The sequence below is a fragment of the Thiothrix unzii genome (genome assembly GCF_017901175.1).
Taxonomy (GTDB): Bacteria; Pseudomonadota; Gammaproteobacteria; order Thiotrichales; family Thiotrichaceae; genus Thiothrix; species Thiothrix unzii.
Map to the genome: position 1 here is coordinate 2062153 of NZ_CP072793.1, position 21249 is coordinate 2083401.

General features: G+C 52.5%; 20 protein-coding genes and 1 pseudogene. 11 read left to right on the top strand and 10 right to left on the bottom strand.

Annotation, left to right across the window (positions count from 1 at the left end; all coding sequences use genetic code 11):
* The first annotated feature begins 9 nt into the window (after positions 1-9).
* Positions 10-150, top strand: a complete 141-nt coding sequence (locus J9260_RS10285; protein ID WP_425520091.1) for a Txe/YoeB family addiction module toxin — start codon at positions 10-12, stop codon at positions 148-150.
* Between the two features lie 69 nt (positions 151-219).
* Here the strand turns inward: J9260_RS10285 and guaA are convergent, their stop codons facing one another.
* Together guaA and guaB are read right to left on the bottom strand one after the other, a co-directional pair.
* Positions 220-1797: a glutamine-hydrolyzing GMP synthase gene (gene guaA, locus J9260_RS10290; protein WP_210217696.1), complete on the bottom strand. Its 1578-nt coding sequence runs from the start codon at positions 1795-1797 to the stop codon at positions 220-222.
* 57 nt (positions 1798-1854) lie between these two features.
* Positions 1855-3315, bottom strand: coding sequence for an IMP dehydrogenase (guaB, locus tag J9260_RS10295; protein ID WP_210217697.1), 1461 nt, complete (start codon positions 3313-3315; stop codon positions 1855-1857).
* Positions 3316-3458: 143 nt separating this feature from the next.
* Here guaB and J9260_RS10300 point away from each other — a divergent pair, with 143 nt between their 5' ends.
* Positions 3459-3857: a hypothetical protein gene (locus J9260_RS10300; protein WP_210217698.1), complete on the top strand. Its 399-nt coding sequence runs from the start codon at positions 3459-3461 to the stop codon at positions 3855-3857.
* Between the two features lie 72 nt (positions 3858-3929).
* On the top strand, positions 3930-5282 hold the full coding sequence (gene xseA, locus J9260_RS10305) for an exodeoxyribonuclease VII large subunit (protein WP_210217699.1): 1353 nt from the start codon (positions 3930-3932) through the stop codon (positions 5280-5282).
* Here xseA and J9260_RS10310 read toward each other — a convergent pair.
* The 4 genes from J9260_RS10310 to J9260_RS10325 form a co-directional block, all read right to left on the bottom strand.
* Positions 5251-6237 (bottom strand): hypothetical protein, encoded by a 987-nt coding sequence (locus J9260_RS10310; protein ID WP_210217700.1) that lies wholly within the window; start codon positions 6235-6237, stop codon positions 5251-5253. The genes xseA and J9260_RS10310 overlap by 32 nt on opposite strands.
* A 7-nt stretch (positions 6238-6244) precedes the next feature.
* On the bottom strand, positions 6245-6673 hold the full coding sequence (locus J9260_RS10315; protein ID WP_210217701.1) for a DUF2384 domain-containing protein: 429 nt from the start codon (positions 6671-6673) through the stop codon (positions 6245-6247).
* Entirely contained in the window at positions 6673-6954 is a 282-nt protein-coding gene (locus J9260_RS10320; RefSeq protein WP_210217702.1) for a segregation and condensation protein A, read from the bottom strand. The genes J9260_RS10315 and J9260_RS10320 overlap by 1 nt, the downstream gene beginning before the upstream one ends.
* A 96-nt stretch (positions 6955-7050) precedes the next feature.
* Entirely contained in the window at positions 7051-7974 is a 924-nt protein-coding gene (locus tag J9260_RS10325) for an NAD(P)H-binding protein (protein ID WP_210217703.1), read from the bottom strand.
* Between the two features lie 113 nt (positions 7975-8087).
* Here J9260_RS10325 and dbpA point away from each other — a divergent pair, with 113 nt between their 5' ends.
* Complete coding sequence (dbpA, locus tag J9260_RS10330; RefSeq protein ID WP_210217704.1) at positions 8088-9464, top strand: ATP-dependent RNA helicase DbpA; 1377 nt, start codon at positions 8088-8090, stop codon at positions 9462-9464.
* A 16-nt stretch (positions 9465-9480) separates the two neighbouring features.
* On the opposite strand, the gene J9260_RS10335 is transcribed toward dbpA, so the two are convergent.
* Positions 9481-10059 carry a glutathione peroxidase gene (locus J9260_RS10335; RefSeq protein ID WP_210217705.1) on the bottom strand — a complete coding sequence of 193 codons (579 nt, stop codon included), beginning with the start codon at positions 10057-10059 and terminating at the stop codon, positions 9481-9483.
* A 170-nt stretch (positions 10060-10229) separates the two neighbouring features.
* On the opposite strand from J9260_RS10335, the gene J9260_RS10340 reads away from it, so the two are divergent.
* The 5 genes from J9260_RS10340 (at position 10230) to J9260_RS10360 (ending at position 14109) form a co-directional block, all read left to right on the top strand.
* Positions 10230-10409 (top strand): type II toxin-antitoxin system CcdA family antitoxin, encoded by a 180-nt coding sequence (locus J9260_RS10340; protein WP_210217706.1) that lies wholly within the window; start codon positions 10230-10232, stop codon positions 10407-10409.
* Between the two features lie 78 nt (positions 10410-10487).
* Positions 10488-10688 (top strand): hypothetical protein, encoded by a 201-nt coding sequence (locus J9260_RS10345; protein ID WP_210217707.1) that lies wholly within the window; start codon positions 10488-10490, stop codon positions 10686-10688.
* The gene (locus J9260_RS10350) at positions 10681-11322 is read left to right on the top strand and encodes a GIY-YIG nuclease family protein (protein WP_210217708.1); all 642 of its coding nucleotides are present in this window, start codon (positions 10681-10683) and stop codon (positions 11320-11322) included. Before J9260_RS10345 ends, J9260_RS10350 begins: the two co-directional genes overlap by 8 nt.
* Positions 11323-11614: 292 nt before the next feature.
* Complete coding sequence (gene parE / locus J9260_RS10355; protein ID WP_210217709.1) at positions 11615-13510, top strand: DNA topoisomerase IV subunit B; 1896 nt, start codon at positions 11615-11617, stop codon at positions 13508-13510.
* Positions 13507-14109 carry a DUF2238 domain-containing protein gene (locus J9260_RS10360; RefSeq protein WP_210217710.1) on the top strand — a complete coding sequence of 201 codons (603 nt, stop codon included), beginning with the start codon at positions 13507-13509 and terminating at the stop codon, positions 14107-14109. Before parE ends, J9260_RS10360 begins: the two co-directional genes overlap by 4 nt.
* Here J9260_RS10360 and J9260_RS10365 read toward each other — a convergent pair.
* Both J9260_RS10365 and J9260_RS10370 read right to left on the bottom strand, forming a co-directional pair.
* Positions 14102-14602, bottom strand: coding sequence for a PIN domain-containing protein (locus J9260_RS10365; RefSeq protein WP_210217711.1), 501 nt, complete (start codon positions 14600-14602; stop codon positions 14102-14104). The two genes, J9260_RS10360 and J9260_RS10365, sit on opposite strands and share 8 nt — an antisense overlap.
* Positions 14589-14843 (bottom strand): UPF0175 family protein, encoded by a 255-nt coding sequence (locus J9260_RS10370; protein WP_210217712.1) that lies wholly within the window; start codon positions 14841-14843, stop codon positions 14589-14591. Before J9260_RS10370 ends, J9260_RS10365 begins: the two co-directional genes overlap by 14 nt.
* Positions 14844-14996: 153 nt before the next feature.
* Here J9260_RS10370 and J9260_RS10375 point away from each other — a divergent pair, with 153 nt between their 5' ends.
* Both J9260_RS10375 and J9260_RS10380 read left to right on the top strand, forming a co-directional pair.
* The gene (locus J9260_RS10375; protein WP_210217713.1) at positions 14997-16556 is read left to right on the top strand and encodes an ATP-binding protein; all 1560 of its coding nucleotides are present in this window, start codon (positions 14997-14999) and stop codon (positions 16554-16556) included.
* A 26-nt stretch (positions 16557-16582) separates the two neighbouring features.
* A pseudogene (locus tag J9260_RS10380) lies at positions 16583-17802 on the top strand (IS256 family transposase).
* 623 nt (positions 17803-18425) lie between these two features.
* On the opposite strand, the gene J9260_RS10385 reads toward J9260_RS10380, so the two are convergent.
* Positions 18426-21245 carry a site-specific DNA-methyltransferase gene (locus tag J9260_RS10385; RefSeq protein WP_210217714.1) on the bottom strand — a complete coding sequence of 940 codons (2820 nt, stop codon included), beginning with the start codon at positions 21243-21245 and terminating at the stop codon, positions 18426-18428.
* Positions 21246-21249 lie beyond the last annotated feature (4 nt).

The window sequence follows — 21249 nt, forward strand, 5'->3', positions numbered from 1 at the left end:
TTAATCAACTTGAACTTAGGCAAACCCGAACCACTGCGGCACAACCTAGCAGGCTTTTGGTCACGCCGCATTGATGAAACTAACCTCATAGTCTACGCAGCAGACGACGAATACCTAACCATCATCGCCTGCCGCTACCACTACGACTAACCCCATCCCCTCTTACTCCCCTCGCCCGCTTCGCGGGAGAGGGGCTGGGGGTGAGGGTCTTTTCTCTTCTTACTCCCACTCAATCGTAGCCGGAGGTTTCCCCGAAATATCATAAACCACACGAGAAACCCCGCGTATCTCATTGATAATCCGCCGCGACAACAGATCCAACAACTCATACGGCAAATGCGCCCAACGCGCCGTCATGAAGTCAATCGTCTCCACCGCCCGTAACGCAATCACGTAATCATAACGCCGCCCATCGCCGGTCACGCCCACCGATTTCACCGGCAAAAACACCGCGAACGCCTGCGAAGTCTTGTCATACAAATCATGCTTGCGCAGTTCCTCAATGAAGATATGGTCAGCCAGCCGCAGCAAATCCGCGTATTCCTTCTTCACCTCACCCAGAATCCGCACCCCCAAACCGGGGCCTGGGAACGGATGACGGTAAACCATTTCCGGCGGCAAACCCAGTTCCACGCCCATCACGCGCACTTCATCCTTAAACAATTCACGCAACGGCTCGACCAGCCCCAGCTTCATGTTTTCTGGTAAACCGCCGACATTATGATGTGACTTAATCAAATGCGCCTTGCCCGTTTTCGCCCCAGCAGACTCGATCACATCGGGGTAAATCGTGCCTTGCGCCAACCATTTCGCACTGGTCAACTTGGACGATTCCTCATCGAAAATATCAATGAACAACCCGCCAATGATCTTGCGCTTCTTCTCAGGGTCAGTGACACCCGCGAGAGCTGACAGGAAACGTTCCTCCGCATCCACACGGATCACTTTCACGCCCATGTGTTCGGCGAACATCGCCATCACCTGATCGCCTTCACGGTAACGCAACAAGCCAGTGTCCACGAATACGCACGTCAATTGCGTACCAATCGCCTTGTGCAACAAAGCCGCGACCACGGACGAATCCACCCCGCCGGACAAGCCCAGAATGACTTCATCCGAACCCACTTTTTCACGCACGGTACGGATGTTTTCGTCGATAATATTCGCCGTCGTCCACAACCCTGCACAACCGCAAATGCCCTGCACAAAGCGTTGTAAAATGCGCTTGCCCTGCTTGGTATGCGTCACTTCAGGGTGGAATTGCAGCGCGTAGAAATGCCGTGCTTCATCCGCCATCCCCGCAATCGGCGCGGAATCGGTGCTTGCCATCAGCTTAAAGCCTTCCGGCATCGCGGTGACTTTATCGCCATGCGACATCCACACATCCAGCAAACCAAAACCGTCGGCAGTCACATGGTCTTCGATTTCACACAACAATTCGGTATGCCCACGCGCCCGCACTTGCGCATAACCAAACTCGCAATGGCTGGACGATTCCACCGCACCACCGAGTTGCACCGCCATCGTCTGCATTCCGTAGCAAATGCCCAGCACCGGCACACCCAGCGTAAACACATTCTCAGGTGCTTTTGGTGGTTCCGCATCCGTCACCGATTCAGGGCCACCGGACAAAATAATGCCCTTCGCACCGAATGCCGCAACCGCTTCCGCTTCCACATCCCACGGGTAAATCTCACAATAAACCCCAACCTCGCGCACACGCCGTGCAATCAACTGCGTATATTGCGAACCGAAATCAAGAATGAGTACGCGGTCAGCATGAATATTCTGTGTCATAACAACTCTCTTACTCCCCTCGCCCCTTGAGGGAGAGGGGTTGGGGGTGAGGGGTTCTTACACCCGATAATTAGGCGATTCTTTAGTAATAGTCACGTCATGAACGTGTGATTCACGCATACCCGCGCTGGAAATCCGCACAAATTGCGGCTTGGTACGCATCTCTTCCAAATCCTTGCAGCCCACATACCCCATGCTGGAACGCAAACCGCCCATCATCTGATGAATAATTGGTGCAAGCGGCCCTTTGTACGGCACACGCCCTTCGATCCCTTCCGGCACGAGCTTATCCGCCGCATTTTCCGAACCATCCTGGAAGTAACGGTCGCTAGAACCCTTCGCCATCGCCCCCAGTGAACCCATGCCACGGTAAGACTTGTACGAACGCCCTTGGAACAATTCCACCTCGCCCGGTGCTTCTTCCGTCCCCGCGAACATCCCGCCCAACATCACGGTATGCGCCCCCGCCGCCAAGGCTTTGGCAATGTCGCCGGAATAGCGGATACCACCATCAGCAATCAACGGTACGCCCGTGCCTTGCAGTGCTTTCGCCACATTCATTACCGCAGACACTTGCGGCACGCCGACACCCGCAACGATTCGAGTGGTGCAAATGGAACCGGGGCCGATACCCACTTTCACCGCATCCGCACCCGCTGCCACTAGAGCTAATGCTGCTTCACCCGTGGCAATATTGCCGCCGATGACTTGGACTTGCGGGAAGTTGTCTTTAACCCACTTCACCCGATCCAACACTCCTTGCGAATGCCCGTGCGCGGTGTCAACAATGATCACGTCCACGCCCGCCTCGACCAGCGCACGCACCCGATCTTCCGTGCCGTAACCCACGCCAACCGCTGCACCGACCAATAATTGGCCTTGATCGTCTTTACACGCATTCGGGAAATCGGTGGATTTCTGGATGTCTTTCACGGTAATCAAACCGCGTAACTGGAATTTATCGTTGATGACCAGCACTTTTTCGATACGGTGGGTGTGCAGCAATTTGCGGATTTGGCCTTTACTCGCGCCCTCTTCGACCGTTACCAACCGCTCTTTGGGGGTCATGATGGTGCTGACGGGTTGATCCAGCTTGGTTTCAAAACGCAGGTCACGTCCGGTGACGATACCGACCAAATCTTCGCCCTGTACGACAGGCACGCCGGAAATATTATTAGCACGGGTCAACGCCAACACATCGCTAATGGTAGTATCAGGAGCAACCGTAATCGGGTTTTTAATAATGCCGCTTTCGTATTTTTTCACCGTGCGCACTTGATCTGCTTGCGCCTGAATACTCATATTTTTATGAATAATGCCCATCCCGCCTTCTTGCGCCAGCGCAATCGCTAGGCGAGCTTCGGTCACTGTATCCATCGCAGCAGATAACAGCGGAATGTTTAGGGAAAGATCACGGGTCAAAGGGGTTTTCAGATTGGCATCGGCAGGCAAAACTGTGGAGTGTGCAGGCACTAACAGAACGTCGTCGAAGGTAAGGGCTTCCTGAAGGATTCGCATGAGGCTTATGTCCGTCTGTGAGAAATAAGCACGTCATTATAGAGTTTGACCTCGAAGCGGTAAACTGCTATCAATACGCCCCAGAGTAATTCAAGCAATTTGATTTATCTCATTGACGTAATTCTAGGAGAGGAGGAACTCACATGAACTTGAAAGCACTATTCGCTGCGGTGGCATTATCTGTTATGGCTTCTACTGCATGGGCTGCTGATGACAAAAAACCAGCAGACGCTAAACCGGCTGAAGCTGCTAAAGCAGAAGAAAAAGTAACACTGAAAGCTGACGCTGATGCTGACGTAAAAGCAGCAATCGACGCGGCACAAGCGGCTAACGATGCTGCTAAAAAAGCAGGCTTTGAGTGGAACTGGGGTGGCAAATCTGCCAGCAAACAGTTAGAAGACGCTATCAAAGCGGCTAACGATGGCAAGAAAGAAGACGCACTGAAAATTGCTAAAGCCGTTGAAACTGCGGGTAAGCAAGGCCAAGAGCAAGCTGAAAAAGCTAAAACGGCTGGCCCTGCGGCAGCGGGCGCGAAGAGCTAACACATCAACTCTCACGATGTTTGTTGTGGAAAAAGCCGGGACATTCCCCGGCTTTTTTTATAGAGTGACCCCATGCAAACCGAACGTATCATTTTCAGTATCACCCAACTCAACGCCGAAGTCGGGCAACACCTCGCCCAAGGCTTCCCCGCTTTATGGGTCGAAGGCGAAATTTCAAACTTTATCCGTGCGTCTTCTGGTCATCTTTACCTCAGCCTGAAAGATGCGGGTGCGCAAGTGCGCTGCGCCATGTTTAAAGGACGTGCCGCCACCCTCAAACTCGCACCCAAAAACGGCTTGAAAGTGTTGGTGCGCGGCAAAGTCGGTTTATACGAGCCGCGCGGTGAATACCAGTTCATTATCGAACACATGGAAGATGCCGGAGTTGGTGCATTGCAACGCCAGTTCGAGGAACTCAAACACACCCTGCAAGCGCAAGGTTTATTCGCCCCCGAACACAAACGCCCGTTACCCGCATTTCCGCGCTGCATTGGTGTGATTACTTCGCCCACGGGTGCGGCAGTGCGCGATATTTTGAACGTATTGAAACGCCGTTGCCCGCAAATTCCGGTAGTGGTTTATCCGGTATTGGTGCAAGGCGAAGGTTCTAAAGAGCAAATTGTGAATGCGATTCGCCAAGCCGACCGCGAACAGCGTTGCGACGTATTGATTGTGGCGCGGGGCGGCGGTTCTATTGAAGACTTGTGGTCATTTAATGAAGCCAGCGTAGCGCACGCGATTCATGCTTGCAGCTTGCCGGTTATCAGCGGCGTGGGGCATGAAATCGACTTTACCATTGCTGATTTCGTGGCGGATGTCCGCGCTCCTACGCCATCGGCGGCGGCAGAATTAGTCAGCCCGGACATGGGCGCGTTGCAAACCCACGCGCAACGCCTGTTGTGGCAATTGCAACGCCACCAGCAACGCCGCTTACAGCACGCCAACGAACATTTGCAACGTTTGCAACAACGCCTCGCCAATCAACGCCCGACACAACGCCTGCAACAACGTTTTCAGCGCGTCGATGAACTGGAATTGCGCTTACGCACCGCGCTTAACCGCCGTTTGCAAACCCATGCGCAACGCCTGACACACGCGCAAACACGCTTACACACGCAATCGCCACTGCGCCAGATTCGCCAGCAACAACAACGCCTAGAGCATTGGCAACAAGCGTTGGAGCAACGTTTACAACAGCAATTGGGAAAGGCGCAGGATCGTTTGCAGATGCAGGTAGGGAAATTACACGCACTGAGTCCGTTAGCGACGTTGGAACGCGGTTATAGCATTGTGCGCCAACATGCACACGGAGCCGTGATTAAAGAAACCGCACCGTTACGTTTGGGGCAAAGCGTTTATACCCAGCTTAAAGACGGTGGGTTTGAGAGCATTATCACGCAGATTCAAGAAGTTGCGCCCAACTAGCCAAACGCGGCTGCCAGAATTGCCAAGCGGCTGGCGGCTGGCAATGCCATTCGCACCCGTCAGCACTGCTTAGGGTGACTTGACCGTTACGCGCATACGCCAAGGCGGGTTCAAACCAAGCGGTTTGCAGCGCGTCCAACGCCGTTTGCCACACTGTCGGATTATCACCCAATGCGGGCAAGGCTAAATCTTCCAAAATGACCAAATGCTTGCCGCTGGCATAATCAGTTTGTGCCAATGCGGTAGCCGCCTGATACGGCACATTGGCTGCCAATGCCAGCGTTTGCGCGGTGACACTATTCCCTATCACCGAATCCCAGCGCGGGGTTAAACCCGGCGGTTGAGCGCAATCGCTTACTCCCCACAACCACAGCGCATTGATGCCATGCGGATTATCGTGTAACAACATCTGGATTTCATTGAGTAAGCGATGCCAGTAACGGCGGTTCTGTTGCGGCAATAACGCAAACACGCTTTGCCCCAACGCCTGCGACAACGGCACGGTACGCGGCGCGGTTTCACCCGTTAACGCCGAGCCGAGTAAATACCAACGCTGCGGGTGCTGACTCACCAAACGCAAGCCGTCTTGTGCCAAATGCGCATTGAGTAACGCTTGTAACTGGGTTGCGGCGGCGTGGTCTGGGGTGGGTAACGTGGCGTTTAAGGTAACTTGATCAATGCCGCTGCGCATCCACACCGGATCAGCACAGACCAACGGTTCCGTTGGTGACACACCAAAATCTAGGCAATAACGGTAATAAGCAATCGGCAGTTCGTCGTCGGCGCAATGCCCCAAAGCAGCAAATAAGGTATTTTCTAAACCCCGCACCGGCACAGCAACGCGACGCGCCCCCGCACACAAACGCAAGATACCCGGTGCGGCTGGCTCAAACGCGAAATCCGACCGCCACAAACGCAGCGGCTGGAACAAACCGGGAACGACAAATTCAAGCAAGGCGTGTTTACGCCGTCGCTTTCATGGCTTGCGCCTGAAGCGCGTCGTTGATCGCATAGCCGTAGGCACAGTCGACTTCAATGCGCACTTTCATTAGGCCGTCCGTGCCTTCATCCAGCATGACGGTCAACGGCGAACGTTTTTGGAAACGCCGATGCGGTTTTTGCAACCACATTACCCGCATCTGGCTGCTAAACGGAAAAGTAGTGCGCAAGGCATCCGCAATCCCCACCAAATGATCAATGCGGTGCATAATGTCTTCGGTTTGCGGGAACGCTTTATCGCCTTGGCGGTATTGCTGCATATGGCGCGGGCGCACCTCTTCGGGCAGCCCTAACACACACAACATGGCTTCCGCGCTGATTTTCCACTCATCTAAATGATGCACAACCGCTTGGGTTAACGCGCTCATTTCAGTATCGCTAAACTGTTGCATCAATCAGCCCTTTTTTTCAGCCCTTGCATGGACACGATATTGGTAGTGCGCTCTTCATCAATGAAGTGCGGGCGGTCTTGCACGTTTAAACCGGCTTGTTGCGCCAGCTCACGCTCACGCGCCGCAATCAGGTCAAAACACTTTTTCACGTCTTCAACCGTATCGTCAGACAGCGGATACTGCACCGCAGAATCTGACGGGGTGAGATCACGAATAATTTTACCGAGTGTCTTACGCATCGCCATCAAAATGCGTTTTTCCGTGGAATGTTCTGCGGACATCTGTTTTGCCTCAAACCTTCAAAGTCATCAAACTAGCTTAAGTAGGTGATTGTTACCATACCACAAAGGTAGGAGATAGCAGTAATTCACCCCTACTCACGCCAAGTAACCCAAATTCTCCAGCGCAAAGCGTTTTGGCGCAATGCCAAACGTTTGCCATGCGGCACTATCGCTACAGGTATTACCTTCCAGCAACATCACAATCTGGTCGCGGGTAATCGGAAACCACGCTTGTTTATCCAACACGCCCGCTACCACTTTGAGGATTTCAGCCGGTGCTGGCACTGCTAATTTGCCGCTACGCCCCGATGCTTGCGCTAGGGTTTGGATAATCTGTTTCCAACTCACCGCATCCGCCCCGCACAGCGCGAAGGTTTTGCCCAATGCCGCTGGATTATCCACCGCCGCTGCAAACGCTTGAGCCACATCTTCCACGTGTACTGGCTGCATCTCGAATTTGCCCGCTTGCAGGATATTCACCCCAGCAAAAAATAACGGCGCGGGGATTGGCGGTAACACCAACTCTTTTTGCAATTGCGTACAGAACTCGGCTTTGCCACGCGGATCACCGAAAATCACCGAAGGGCGGAAAATCGTCCACGCTAAACCCGACGCTTGCACGCATTGTTCCGCACGGAATTTGGTATCTTGGTATTTCGTGCCGCCCGCTTTCACGCCATTGGCACTCATTAAGATGAAATGTTGCACGCCCTGACGTTGCGCCGCTGCCACCGTGCGCTCGACCCCGTTGAACTGGCTTTCTTCGTAGGTGATGCCCTTTGCCGGAAATTCGCGCAAAATACCGATGAGGTAAATCACCGCATCCGCGCCTTGCAAACAAGCGTCCAACGCCGTCGTGTCGCGAATATCGCCGGGAACAGTTTCGCATTGCGCGGCGGCGGTCAGTTTACCCGCACTACCGGGGCGCACCAGCACTCGCGGCGTATGCCCCGCCTGTAACAAAGCGTCGATAATGTATGTGCCAACGAACCCTGTTCCACCAATAATGCTGACTTTCATACCGAAATCCTTGTATTTTCTAATGCAGGTATTGTGTTACTTCAGTATAAGTGTTGGCAAATACCCGCGAAAAACCGCTATCATGCAGCACTCATTTATTCAAGAGCTGCCTCATGCCCACTTCGTTTGCCACCTTAAATCTGCCCGAAACCCAACTGACCAATCTCGAAAATCTCGGTTATCAGCACATGACCGCGATTCAAGCCGAAGCCCTGCCCCACGCCTTACAAGGTGCGGATTTAATCGCGCAAGCCAAAACTGGCAGTGGCAAAACCGCCGTATTCGGGATTACCTTACTCGCCAAACTTGACCCGCAAAACTTCGTCTCGCAAGCCTTAGTGCTATGCCCCACCCGCGAACTCAGCACCCAAGTTGCCAATGAAATCCGCCGCTTAGCGCGCTATCAAGCCAATGTTAAAGTCGTGGTATTATGCGGTGGGCAACCACTCGCGCCGCAAGCCGCCTCGCTCGAACACGGAGCGCACGTCATTGTCGGCACACCGGGGCGGATTAACGACCACATCGGCAAACGCACCATCGACCTCAGCCACATCCACACCCTCGTGCTTGACGAAGCCGACCGCATGTTGGAAATGGGCTTTATGGAAGACATCGGCAAAATCATTAGCCTCACTCCAAAATACCGTCAAACCTTGCTGTTTTCAGCCACTTACCCCGATGACATCAAGCGTTTAAGTGCGCAATTTCAACGCACGCCGGTACAAGTCAAAGCTGACACCCTGCATCAAGCAAATGCGATTAACCAACTCTCGTTTATCTGCAATAAAAGCGAACGCCTGCAAGCCCTCGAAACCCTGTTGGCGCATTTCAAACCCAGTTCCGCCGTGATTTTCTGCAATATGAAAGTCGGGGTGCGCGAAATTACCGAACACCTCAGCCAACTCGGTTTCAGCGTCAAAGCCCTGCACGGCGAAATGGAACAGCGCGACCGCGACGAAGTATTCGTGCAATTCAAACACCACAGCTTCAACCTGTTGATTGCCACCGACGTAGCCGCACGCGGGTTGGATATTGAAGACCTGCCGTGCGTGATTAACTACGAATTGCCACACGACCCGGCGATTTACACCCACCGCGTCGGACGCACCGGACGCGCAGGCAAAGAAGGTTTAGCACTCAACCTATTGACCGATGCCGAACGCCACAAACTCGCCGACATTGGCATTGCCCAAAAAGCCGAATTGCCGTTTGAAGTGATTTCCGCTCTCAAAGGCAGCCAGCTAACCCCGCGCCAACCGCCCAATGCCACGCTCTGCATTGCCGCCGGACGCAAAGAAAAAGTGCGTGCTGGCGACATTCTCGGCGCACTCACTGGCGAAGGCGGGATCAATGGTAAAGCAGTCGGCAAAATCGACGTGCTGGATTACGCCGCTTACGTCGCGGTCGAACGCAGCGTTGCCAAGCAAGCCATTACGCGCCTGCTCAACAGCACCATCAAAGGCCGTAAATTCAAAGCCAAACTGCTTTAACGCGCCGCAATTCGCACTATTTTTGCGGCAAATTCGCCTCAAGTAACTTAATCAGCTTGTCACTTTGCGGGGTGACAAAGCTGGAAAAACTCCCAATCAATTCACCCTTGGTATTCAACACGTACTTGTGGAAATTCCAACTGGGAAATTCCCCCGCCATTTCACCCAAAGTCTGATAAATCGGTGAAGCATTCGCCTTTGCCGCATGGGTTTTCTCAAACATCGGGAACTTCACCCCGTAAGTCAACTCGCAAAAGTCCTTAATCTCTTGTTCCGAACCGGGGTCTTGCCCAGCAAAATCGTTGGATGGGAACCCTAACACCACCAACCCACGGTCTTTATAAGTGCTGTACAGCTTCTCCAAACCCTCAAACTGCGGGGTAAAACCGCACTTACTCGCGGTATTGACGATAATCACCACCTTGCCCTTGTAGGTTTCGCACAAATTCACCGGCTTATCTTCACCCAACGCACGCACGCTGAAATTCAACGCGGCGGGGCAGCCGTTATCCGTCACAGCACCTTTCACCGGCTCTGCCATCACCTGTGCCGCACTAAAAAAACTCATGGCTAATGCAAACAGTTGCTTGTACATACGAAAATTCCTGCTAATGATTTACAAGGATTGTCGCACTGTTGTATGACTTTGGATAAATAGCAGCAAACAAAAAGTGGTAAAGATGCAGGTAACACTACGCGAGTAAAACCCATGCTTGATGCGCATCAGCAATACGCATTAAGCTACTGCAAAAGCGGAGACTCATCGTGAAAATCCCATTGATTTACAAAGCTAAAATATCGAAGCGGCTGGAAGTTGCGGCTATCGCCCCTGTACACAAGAAAAAAAGTGAAGAGTGGCTGTCAGAAAATCGTGCAGCACTCAATGCATATAATGAACGTGTCTCACAACGTAAGGTATTCAGTGAAGGGTTAAGGATGTTTTGAATTCAGCCGACACTTTACGGATGCGCCTTAACCCGCTATGTTGACGCGCACTAACCGTATCGCTCAAAGGAATAGCCCTTGCCCACGCTCAATTGGATTGGCAAACAAGCCGTCGGTATAACACTAGCCGTCGAATACAAAGGCAAACACATAGCCGAACACGACAAAGAAAAACGCCAAATCGGTGAACTGTGGGCAAGGCGCAGCAACGGACGTTGCCGCTTCGTGTGGGTAGAAAACAAAAACTGGCAAGTGCTCAAGGAAGCAACCCATGGCTGATAATACCTCCCAAATCGTCTATGTGTTAACCAATCCCGCGATGCCCGGACTGGTTAAAATCGGTAAAACCACACAGTTGGAAGTCAGCGAGCGCATGAAACAACTCTACAGCACAGGCGTTCCCGTGCCGTTTGATTGTGCGTTTGCTTGCCAAGTCAAAGATGCCAGCGAGGTTGAAAAAGCACTGCACTTTGCTTTTGGACGTGACCGCACCAACCCCAATCGCGAGTTTTTCAGCATCGAAGCCGAGCGGGTTATTGCCGTTTTAAAACTGCTGAAAGTGGATGACATCACCACCCAATTCGAGCAACAAATCGAAGCCGACGTGGAAGCCGTAGACAAGCAATCAGCCCAGCATCTGAAAGAAGCCCGCCGCCCCCGCATGAATTTCCAAGAATTAAACATTCCGGCTGGCTCAATCCTCGTCTTCAAAGACGGGCAAGCACAAGTTACCGTGCTGGACGAACGTAAAGTTAACCTGAATGGCGTTATCTGCTCACTCACCGCCGCCACCCGCAAAGTGCTAGGTTTAGCGGATAACTACCCACTACAACCTTCGCCCTACTGGACATTCAACGGCAAAACGGTTAAAGAAATCTACGAGGCATACCACAGCACGGCAGAAGATGCCTAAACGTAAACAGGGATTCTCATGCACATACCTCACTTACAACGCAGTACCAAACGCCGACCCTCAACACGTATTGCAGGAAAAGGACAAATTGTCGGTAATCTTTTTGCGCCAACGACAGACATTGACGACTGGAACGCATTGTCTCTTGCTCCCTGCCCCCCTTGCGGGGGAAGGGCTGGGGATGGGGGGATAGTTCGGAGTGAGGCAACCCAAACAAACCACACTTTCGCTGGTACTCTATAAACTCGGCGTTTAATTTCACGTTAAACCTTAACAGAAACTAAGAAAACCAATGACCAACAACACTTACAACGCCTCTTCCATCGAAGTCCTCACCGGACTCGACCCCGTGCGCAAACGCCCCGGCATGTACACCGACACCACGCGCCCCAACCATCTGGCGCAAGAAGTCATCGACAATAGCGTAGACGAAGCCCTCGCCGGACACGCCAACCAAATCGACGTAACCCTGCACGCCGACGGATCAGTATCCGTCACCGACAACGGGCGCGGAATGCCGGTCGACATCCACCCCGAACAAGGCAAACCGGGGATCGAAGTCATCCTCTGCACCCTGCACGCAGGTGGCAAGTTTTCCGACCAGAATTACCAATTCTCCGGCGGCTTACACGGCGTGGGCGTATCCGTCGTCAACGCTTTGTCGCGCAAGCTCGAAGTCACCATCAAACGCAACAGCCAGCTTTACCGCATGACCTTTGCCGACGGTAACAAAGCCAGCGAACTCGAAGTCATCGGCAAAGCAGGCAAGCGCGAAACCGGCACAACCGTGCATTTCTGGCCGGATGGCAAATACTTCGACACCGTAAAATTCGGCGTTAAAGCCCTCAAGCACAATTTACGCGCAAAAGCGGTACTCTGCCCCGGCTTACGCATCCGTTTCACCGACGCTTCGACCGCCGAACCCGAAGTGACCGAATGGTATTACCAAAGCGGTTTACGCGATTACCTCAACGAAGCCATCAGCGAATTCATCACCCTGCCCGAAGATCCGTTCACCGGCTCACTCACCGCGCCGCGTGAAACGCTCGATTGGGCATTGCTGTGGTTGCCCGAAGGCGGCACAGCCATCCAAGAAAGCTACGTGAACTTGATTCCGACCGTGCAAGGCGGCACACACGTCAACGGCTTGCGCACGGGTGTCACCGATGCGTTGCGTGAATACTGCGAATTCCGCAACCTGTTGCCACGCGGCATGAAACTCACCCCCGATGACGTGTGGGAAAATATCGCCTTCGTGCTGTCGTTCAAAATGCAAGACCCGCAATTCGCCGGGCAAACCAAAGAACGCCTATCCTCCCGCGAAGCCGCGAGTTTCATCAGCGGCGCAATCAAAGACGCGTTCAGCCTCTACCTCAACAACAACACCGTGATCGGCGAACAACTCGCGCAATTAGCGATCAATAACGCTACCAAACGCCAGAAAGCCAGCAAAAAAGTCATCCGCAAGCGCGTCACCGCAGGCCCTGCCCTCCCCGGTAAACTCGCGGATTGTTCCTCGCAAGACACCACCCGCACCGAATTATTTCTGGTGGAAGGCGATTCCGCAGGCGGTTCCGCCAAGCAAGCGCGTGACCGTGAATTCCAAGCCATCATGCCGTTGCGCGGTAAAATCCTGAATACGTGGGAAGTGGATTCCGAACAAGTGCTGGGTTCGCAAGAGGTACACGACATTTCCGTAGCCATCGGCGTAGAACCGGGTAATGTCGATTTGAGCCAATTGCGCTACGGCAAAGTGTGCATTCTCGCCGACGCGGATTCGGACGGGGCGCACATTGCCACGCTGCTTTGTGCCTTATTTGTCAAACACTTCCGACCCTTAGTTCAAGCTGGTCATGTGTTTGTGGCAATGCCACCGCTGTACCGCATCGACATTGGCAAGGAAGTCTATTACGCGCTGGACGAAGCTGAAAAGCAGGCGCGGCTCGACATTATCGCCGCCGAAAAGAAACGCGGCACGGTCGCCGTCACCCGCTTTAAAGGCTTGGGCGAAATGAACCCGCTGCAATTGCGCGAAACCACCATTTCCCCCGACACCCGCCGCTTGGTGAAGCTCAGCCTCGACGACACCGACGCAGCCGATCTGATGATGGATATGTTACTGGCAAAAAAACGCGCTGGCGACCGCAAACAATGGCTCGAAACTAAAGGTAATTTGGCAAGCGTATGACACCGTTTAAAGTACTGTGGATTGGGATTTTTGCCGCCACCTTAGTGTGGTCTGGCATCAATCCGAAAGATTATTTCACTTGGTTTTTGGAAGTCGCCCCCGCGTTAATCGGGATCGTGGTGCTGGCATTAACCGCGAAATCATTCCCGCTCACACCGCTGATCTACGCGCTCATCCTATTACATTGCGTGATTTTAATGGTTGGCGGGCACTACACCTACGCCGAAGTGCCGCTGTTTGACTGGTTCAAAGAATGGTTCAGTTTTGAGCGCAACAACTACGACAAAGTGGGGCATTTTGTGCAAGGTTTCGTGCCTGCGATGATTGCCCGCGAAATCCTCATCCGTAAAGCCATCGTCAACGGGCGCGGCTGGATGAACTTTTTCATCGTCAGCTTTTGCCTCGCGTTCAGTGCGCTCTACGAACTGATTGAATGGGCAGTCGCTGAATTGTCGGGCGAATCGGCTGAAGCGTTTTTAGGCACGCAAGGTTATGTGTGGGATACGCAATCCGATATGGCACTGGCGTTGCTGGGTGCGGTGGTTGCGCTGGTGGTGTTGGGGCTGTGGCATGATCGGCAGTTGAGTAGCATCAGCTAGAAGCTTCGCCTGCCTCTTGTAACAATGAGGCAATTAACTCCTCTGACAACCACAACCCAGCCGCCTGTAATTGCCGAAATGCTGGTTCTGCCTTAGGTAGTAATCCGCGCCGCTTCGCCAACACAATCACGCCACACGTTCCCGTCATGGCAACATTGATACTACGCGCACAACGACGAGCAGCGGCATCATCCAGAATGGCACGGTCTGCTGTCAACTCACGGGCATGGTGCATAACAGCCGACTCACCCGCTCCCAAATTCCAGCGTTGGATGTCCAGCGCAACCTCGACAGGTGGCAAACGTTGCAACCAATCCAAAGTAGGGACAATACGGGCAGCCGCATCATCCTTGCCACCATTAACGACTTCCTGCCATACCGCATCTGGCACATACACCGCATCAAACAATTGCGGCAGCAGGACATGCAACTGGCTACGGCACAAGGTAATCAGCGGTGAAGCGTTGATGACGACACGTTTAGTAGAGGTCATGCAATTCCTCGCGCACCTCATCCTCTGTTAGCTGGAAAGGTGAAACCTTCGCCAACGACAATGCAGTGATGAAATCAGCACGGCTGATTCCGGCGATTTCTGCTGCCTTTTCCTGCGACACGCGCCGTAATTCATACCACTTGATGGCAGCGGCAAGGCGCATTTCCTGCACAAATCCTGCGGGGTCTAGGTGTAACACGGGTAAAACGGAATCGGGTATTTGAATAGTGATCGCAGTCATAGACGCGCTCTCTAGTAATTTAGGTACTCTGACTATAAGCGCAAGCGAGGCAGGCATCAAGCCCGCCCCGCTCCGGGTTGACATCAGCAAGTTGGGGGCTTACTCCAGAAAATGCTATCCTAATCTCATCGCCACTGAAAACAGAGCATCGCCATGTTGCAACGCCTACCCGTCGGTATCCAAACCTTTTCTGAGCTTCGCAGCCGTGATTGCCTGTATGTGGACAAAACAGAAGCTATCCACCAATTAATCACGATGGGAAAATATTTCTTCCTGTCGCGCCCACGTCGTTTCGGTAAATCCCTGCTGCTCTCCACCATCAAGGAAATTTACCAAGGCAATCGCGCCCTGTTCGACGGCTTGTGGGTTGCGGATCGGTGGGATTGGGCTAAGGTACATCCGGTCATCCACCTATCGTTTGCCAGCATGGGCTACCGCGACTTGGGATTGGATGCAGCTATCCGCTTGCAATTACAAAGCATTGCCAACAATTACGGCATCCATTCGGATAATAGCGGTGGTATTGCCCGCATCTTCGCCGAATTGCTGGAAAAGCTCGCTGCCAAACATGGTAAGGTCGTTCTGCTCATCGACGAATACGACAAGCCGTTGATTGACTACCTCGACGATATTCCGCTGGCAAAAACCAACCAACAGGTGATGAAAACCTTCTATTCGGTACTCAAAGACAGCGACCCGCATCTGGAATTTTTGCTGATTACGGGTGTGTCAAAGTTCAGCCGCGTGTCGATTTTTTCTGACCTGAATAATCTGGCGGATTTAACCATGCACCGCCGTTTTGCTACCTTGACGGGCTACACCCAGCAAGAGTTAGAGCATTATTTCGCACCGTATATGCCCGAATTGGAACAATACTGCCAACTCAGTCGTGCCGAATTACTGGAAAAAATTCGGTATTGGTACAACGGCTATACGTGGGATTTACAAACCTCGCTCTACAACCCTTTTTCGGTGCTGAACCTGTTTGCTAACGGGGATTTCCGTAATTTCTGGTTTGAATCCGGTACACCCACGTTTCTCCCTAAACTGATGCACCGCGATAAAGTTTATCGACTCGATAAATTCAAAGTCGATGAATTAATGCTTGGAAACTACGATCTGGAGACCTTGCAACTGATTCCGGTGATGTTCCAGACTGGCTATTTGACCCTGCAAAGCAAAGACAAGCGCGGCATGTATTGGTTGGATTACCCCAACCGCGAAGTGCGCAATGCCATGCTGATTTTCCTGATGGCAGAATGGGCGCATGTCGAGCCAGCCTATACCACGCCGATGGTAGTGCAACTCAGTGATGCCTTCGACGATAACGACATGCCAGCACTGATTGAGGTCATTAAAACCATGTTCAAGAAAATCCCTTACCAGATTTTCATTAAAGACCGTGAAGCGTACTACCACAGCTTGATTTACCTGACATTCTTTTATTTGGGGCAATACGCCGAGGCAGAGGTGAACGAGAATAATGGGCGAGTCGATTGTGTGGTAAAGACTGCCACGCATATCTACATTCTCGAATTCAAGCTGGATAAAACCGCGCAAGTGGCGATGGAGCAGATTAAAAGCCGCGATTATGCAGGGGCATTCCGCGACGACCAACGCCCGAAGGTGTTGGTCGGTATCAATTTCAGCAGTGAGCTGAAGAGTGTGGATGATTGGGGAGACTGTAAACTGAACTGTGTAACTGCTATATAACGTGAATCCCAAGAAGGAGCAGTAACATGGAACGCCTCGACCCGAAACTCATGGATGACTTACTCAGCGATTGCAAAACGCCTGCTGATGTCAAAAACCTTTACAGCCAGCTCTTGCAGCGGATGATCAACCGCAGCTTGGAAGCCGAATTGGATGTGCACCTAAACTACGACAAGGGTGAGCGTAGCGAAGCCGGGCAACGGCGCAGCAATACCCGTAACGGCAAAGGCAACAAGACCATCAAAGGCGAATTTGGTGAGTTGCAGGTAGAGACACCGCGTGACCGTGATGGCAGCTTTGAGCCGAAGTTGATACAAAAACGCCAAATACGGTTAGCAGGGATGGAAGAACACATCCTGACGCTGTACGCCAAAGGCATGACCACCCGCGACATCGAAGACACGATCAAACGCCTGTACGGGGTGGACATCTCGCATACGCTGATCGCGGAAGTAACCGAAGCCGTTCAGGGCGAAGCTAAAGCGTGGCAGACGCGAGCACTGGATAATATCTACCCGATTGTCTGGCTCGATGGGATTGTCGTTAAAGTTCAACAAGATAAGCAGGTCATCAATAAATCAGCCCATGTGGTATTGGCGGTCAACTTACGCGGTGAAAAGGACGTGTTGGGCATCTGGTTGGCAGAAAATGAAGGTGCCAAGTTCTGGTTATCGGTCTTGACGGAACTACGCCACCGGGGCGTACAAGACATCTACGTGGCGTGCATGGATGGCTTAAACGGCTTGCCTGAAGCCGTCAACGCGGTCTTCCCAAAACGCTGACCCAGTTGTGCATGGTACACATGGTTCGCGCCAGCTTGCGCTACGTCACCGCCAAGGATACCAAAGGTGTGGTCGCTGCCCTCAAGCGCATTTACCAGTCCAGCACTGCTGAAGAAGCCGAACACGAACTGGAAGCCCTCGACACCGAATGGGGTAACAAATACAAAGCAGTCGTGCGTCTATGGCGCGGTAACTGGGCGAATGTCATCCCGTTTTTCCAGTTCCAGCCGGAGATCCGCAAAGTGATTTACACCACCAATGCGATTGAATCCCTGAACATGAGTTTGCGCAAGTTTACCCGCAACCGGCGCATCTTTCCCAATGACAGTTCAGCCCTCAAAAGCCTGTATTTGGCGGTACGCGAAGCCTCGCAAAAGTGGTCGGTCATTCACCACTGGAAACCCGCTTTGCAGACTTTTTTACTTATGTTCGGTGAAGAGCGGGTTCCGCTCTCCGCCCTATGAAAAACGTGTTACACAGTTTATTTGACAGACTCTGATTGGGTGATGGAAGCAGGATAAAAATCCCAGTTCAGCCTCTGCGCAAATCCAACGTATACGGATAATCCGCATTCACCTTGATCCATTCTTTCCAGTCTTGCCTGTTCTGGACTAAAAGTCCGATTGTGTATGACATCTTTCTGCATTGTCGAAGTTGCAATAGCAGAATCTTTACTATGTGCGGTAAGCCGTAAAATAGGCAGTCTAAGGAAAGTTAATTCGTTTTTCGCGGATATTGCTGTGCCTTCACATTTACAGCTTCATTTTCTGACTTGAAAAGATTGATCTCATCAGCTAAAGACCATTCTTTACCAGATGGTTCTTCAATGAAGTCAATGTCATTTTCATTGAGCAGTAAATATCCTTATGGAGTAAACAGCTTTTAGTAGAATCGGGTCTTCTTACTTTTCTGCCTTACTGAAAGAAAAATGCTTCTTTAAAAATTTGAGAATCATTGCCCACTGTACCCTTTGAGATCTATTCCCTAAAGCCCAAGAGTGGAACATCAAGATATAAACATATCTAAAAAACTAATGAATAATCATCAGTTAGCCTATGAAAGGTTGAAAATAGTTCAGTTTTTTACTTTACACCATCCTAAACACCTTCATCACCTCATCCCCCAAATGGTTGATCACCTTCACCGCAATCCGCCCTGACTGCGGCTTTTTGAACGGGCGGGAAACGTCGCTGTTGAGTGTTGCCCATGCTTCTTCGTTGATTTCGGCTTTGAGGGTGGTTTTGAGTGCCTTGTACGGGTCATTTGCGCCGAGGAAGTAGGCGTGGCGCACGAAGAAACTTTCTTCGTTGTAGTCGGTGTCGATGAACCAGCAGGCGATGCCGTCGGCGTTGTCGCTGATGACTTCGCCGGTTTGGGGTTTGAATACGTCCACGCCGTTGACTTTGACTTGGATACGGTTGCTGCCTGCGTCGAGGATGTCGATGTCGGGTTCGCCGAAGATGACGAACAGGTTGCCTTTGCCGGTGTTTTTGAGGTCTTCCGCCATGTGCAGGTCGGCGTTCATGCGGGCTTTGAGTACCGGGATGCGCCCCAGTTTGTGGAATTCGGCGGAATGCGCGTCGTAGTTGAAGGCACAGGCAATCAGCACGTCGAATCCGGCGTCACCGGCTTCGCGGGCAGCTTGTACCAGATCGGGGCGCGAGACTGTGCCAAATTCGGGGCCGATGAAAATGGCGGCACGGCGTTCTTCACTGCTGTCAGTGCCGCTTTCAAGGTAGCGGCCTTCGGCGCAGATCAGGTCGCCCGGCCAAGGGTGCAAGCTGATGAAGTTGATTTTGTCTTCCTTGTGCGCTTGCTGGACTCCGGCGGTTTTGAGGTTTTCGAGGATAATCTGGGCGAAATCGCGGGCATCCGTGTAGCCACTGGCGGATTCTTTGACGCCATCCATCAGCTCGTCGTTTTCGTCCACGCCGAGGACGCGGTGGGGGGAAAGGCTTTCGACGGTGAATGGCCCGGCAACGCGCACTTTGCTTTTGTCGTCATAGGGTTTGTCGTAGAGGTATTCGTAGTCAGCTTTGGCTGCGATGGAGGCGTCGATCTCCTGCTGACGGGCGATGCGGTGTTGCCACCAGTCGGCGTGCAGTTGTTTGGCGGCTTTTGACCATTTCTCATCGGCTTCGCGGGGGATTTCCCATTCCTGCCAGTCTTGCTTTAGGGTGGTGTTGAGTTGTTGGCGCAGGGGTTCGAGTTTGGCTTGGTGGTTTTCCCAGATTACGTCGATTTCGGCGTTGTTGGCAATGGCTTTGAGGGTGATGTGGGGGACGCGCTCGTAGACGAAGCCTTGGCGGATGTTGCCGTAAGTGGGTTTGGTGGCGGGGATGGTGCGGGTGATGTCGGCTTCTTTTTGCTGGCCTTCAACGCTGTCGGCGAGCAAGTAATAGGGGTAGCGTGCGCCCATGATGCGGGCGCGTGCCAAGGCCAGTGCTACCCGTGAGGTGTCCACCGTGATCCAGCGGCGACCCCATTGCTCCGCCACGTATGCGGTTGTGCCGCTGCCGCACGTCGGGTCAAGCACCAAATCCCCCGGATCAGTAGCCATCAACATGCACCGCTGCACTGCCTTAATCCCGCTCTGTACTACATATACCTTTTCTTCAGTAAAACTGCCGGTGCTCGTGTCGTTCCAATCATTGTTGATTGGCGATACAGGGAAGTCTACAAGCCGTCGAACATATCGAAGAGCTGAACCGCCAATGGCAATACGTGATGCACATCGTAGACGTTCCAAGCCCACAGCATTTGTTTTCCATCCACCTTTAGCTGGTTTGAATTCACGTCCATGAAATGCAACAGAAATCTGGGTACTTTCCACACCAGTTTGAGAGGTGAGATTATCAGATGAGACAAGTTGCCAGCCGGAAGAGCGGTAATCACGTTCATAGTTTTCTGAAGTACGTAAGGCTCGAACTTCAAAGCCATCAGGACTTTGAATCCTATTGTAAGACGCAGCACCTACACCACCAGCCTCTTTTTCAAGATATAGCTGCCGATATTTGACAGCTTCCTTATTTTTCGCGAACCAAACGATATAGTCTTTTACCGAAGCAATTACGTCTGTTCCAATAGCTGGGCTACCCGCTCCTGTTGTTTTTTTGTAGCCAATAAGTCCGCAAAAATTTTCATCGCCGAAAACTTCGTCGAGGACGGCGCGGACACGGTGGACGTTTTCGTCGCCGATTTGGACGAAGATAGAGCCGGAGTCGGTGAGCAAGTCGCGGGCGACGGTGAGCCGGTCACGCAAGTAGGTGAGGTAGGAGTGGATGCCATCACGCCACGTATCGCGGAAGGCTTTGACCTGTTCGGGTTCGCGGGTGATGTGTTCCTTGTTGCCATCCTTCACGTCGCGGCTGGTGGTTGACCACTGGAAGTTGGAGTTGAATTTAATCCCATACGGCGGATCAAGGTAAATGCACTGCACCTTGCCGCGCAAGCCCTCACGTTCCGCCAGTGACGCCATCACCTGCAAGCTGTCACCCAGAATCATGCGGTTCGTCCAGTTGGCATCATGCTGGTAGAACTCGGTGCGGGCTTCCTCACTCGGCACGCCATTGAAATCGGCAAACAGCTCAAACTGGTTTTCCGCTGCCTTGTCATCCTGCCCGCTACGCCGTAGCAAATCATCAATCAACACCTTGGGATGCACCTTGTCCTGAATGTACAACGGCGGCGCATTCACCACCAGATCAGACCAATCCTGCTCATCCTTGCCCCGCCACACCAATTGCGGATCAAGGTCACGGTTTCGCCGCTCATACGCCACCCGTACCGGATTGGCCTCGTCCTGACGCATCACCGACTGGTATTCAGCGGTGGGGATATTCTTGCGCGTGGCCTCGGTGTGCTTGAGGGCAGAAACGGTTTTTTTGTCTGAAGGTTGTTGTGCCATGTGA